The organism is uncultured Streptococcus sp. (assembly GCF_938036805.1).
Classification (GTDB): Bacteria; Bacillota; Bacilli; order Lactobacillales; family Streptococcaceae; genus Streptococcus.
On the sequence record NZ_CALHWC010000181.1, the window covers coordinates 1 to 1,835 of the forward strand.

Sequence of the window (1,835 nt, forward strand, 5' to 3'; positions counted from 1 at the left end):
CGTGGAACGGCGACTTATGATGGGATGGCGCTAGCTCAGGCTATTATCGAGCACATTCATCACTATACTGGAGCTAAAACCCTCTTTGCCACCCACTATCATGAGCTGACAGCATTAGAGAATAGCTTGGAGCATTTGGAAAATGTCCATGTGGCAACCTTGGAAAAGGACGGACAGGTGACTTTCCTGCATAAGATTGAGCCGGGTCCGGCTGACAAGTCCTACGGAATTCATGTGGCGAAGATTGCCGGACTTCCTAAGAAATTACTGGAGCGGGCGGATAGCATTTTGAGTCATTTGGAGAGTCAGGATACAGGACTAGGCTCAGAGCTTCCTGCTGCATCCAGACCGAAGCAGTCACAAGTGGCGGAGCAGATCTCTCTTTTTGCAGAAGGATCGGAAAATCCAGTCCTGACTGAACTCCGAGACTTGGACATCTATAATATGACTCCCCTAGAAGTCATGGCGGCGGTAGCCGAGCTCAAGAAGAAGCTGTAAAAACAAGAGGCTGGGACAAAAGTCCTAGCCTCTCAATTGTCTTTGGATTGTCGAGCAAGACGCAGTGGTTGAGTGGGCTCTACTAGGCTGATTTCATCAGCTTTTACAGCCCTACTCAACTGTGCGGAGGTGGAACGACGAAATCGAATTCTAACGAATTACCGATTTCTGTCCCACTCTCGCTCTTTGTGTTTCTCACGATTTGCTAGACAAGCCGCTATTGATTTTTTGAATTTTCCGGTAGGTGTGGTAGTAGATGGCGCCTGAAATGACCAGATAGATAAGGGTAAATTCCCCGACGGCAGTCAGTGTCAGGCTGAGTATTTTTTCTCTTGGAAAAAATCCAGCTAGATTAGCCAAAAGTGCAAAGGTCAGGATCATCACGCCATAGTGGCTGACGATGGAGCGCAGGATGCTCCAGTCTCTTTGGAAGAAGCTTGCGCACCATCTGAAAACCGTTCCTATGATAAACCAGATAAGCAGGCAGTAGAGCATAATGAGAGAAACATGGGCATGCTGGCTCAAAAAGAAGTGACCGATCGGCGAGTCAGGGTGAAGCGGTAGATAAGCTGGATTGTAAAAATAAGAAACAATCATGGAGAAGAAGAGACCGATGAAAATCCCTCCAATTCCTCCGAAAAAGAGTTCTTTAAGACGAGTTTTCATAATTGCAACCTTTCTTTGATGGATTTGAGATAACGGCGGGACGAGTAGGTCTGGTCACCGTTTTTCAGAAATATTTGAATCAGACCATTGGGCGTCAGCTTGAGGTGACTGATTTGTCGGCTGTTGATAATCTCTGACTGCGAAATCTGTAGGAAATAGTCCGGCAGGATCTGCAGCAACTGATAAAGAGCTTGCTGAGCTCGATAGCTGTCTTTTGTCGTTCGGACCCGAACCTGACGATTTTCTGTGTAGATTCGATGGATTTCCTTAGCGTCCAGCAGATAGATTTCATCTTCTTTCTTGACATGAATCTTATCCACTTTGCCTAGATGTTGAGCAAAGTGGACCAATTCCTGAATGCTTTCTGTCATGAGGCGAGCCTCAATGCTGACGGAGTCTTCGGTGACTTGAGAATCGATTCTTAGCTTGACTTTCATAACTTCCTCCTTTCACCTTTATTAAACCGCAACTTGGCAGCGAAAACAAGCCCTTTTGTCTATGTGGCAGCTATTTGTGTCTATCTGGTTTGTCTTGTGAGTAGAGCGGGCAAGATAAGTCTGCCCTCTGCTAGAAAGAGTCCAATGTGTTATAATAGATAGCAGAACAAATACGGAGAAAAAGATGTCAAAAATTATCGAACTTCCAGAAATTCTAGCCAATCAGATTGCGGC

At 45.8% G+C, this 1,835-nt stretch carries 2 protein-coding genes and 1 pseudogene; 1 reads left to right on the forward strand and 2 read right to left on the reverse strand.

Features of this window, described 5'->3' with window-relative positions; all coding sequences use genetic code 11:
- A pseudogene (locus Q0191_RS07560) lies at window positions 1–498 on the forward strand (DNA mismatch repair protein MutS); the annotation flags it as partial.
- Window positions 499–693: 195 nt separating this feature from the next.
- Here Q0191_RS07560 and Q0191_RS07565 read toward each other — a convergent pair.
- The gene (locus tag Q0191_RS07565) at window positions 694–1,164 is read right to left on the reverse strand and encodes a DUF3021 family protein (protein ID WP_297665271.1); all 471 of its coding nucleotides are present in this window, start codon (window positions 1,162–1,164) and stop codon (window positions 694–696) included.
- Entirely contained in the window at window positions 1,161–1,601 is a 441-nt protein-coding gene (locus tag Q0191_RS07570) for a LytTR family DNA-binding domain-containing protein (RefSeq protein WP_297665274.1), read from the reverse strand. The genes Q0191_RS07565 and Q0191_RS07570 overlap by 4 nt, the downstream gene beginning before the upstream one ends.
- Between the last annotated feature and the right edge of the window lie 234 nt (window positions 1,602–1,835).

What these genes read in the sequence shown, in the direction of transcription:
- Q0191_RS07570 (WP_297665274.1), bottom strand. Translation starts at nt 1,601, where the DNA reads ATGAAAGTCAAGCTAAGAATCGATTCTCAAGTCACCGAAGACTCCGTC.
- Q0191_RS07565 (WP_297665271.1), bottom strand. Translation starts at nt 1,164, where the DNA reads ATGAAAACTCGTCTTAAAGAACTCTTTTTCGGAGGAATTGGAGGGATT.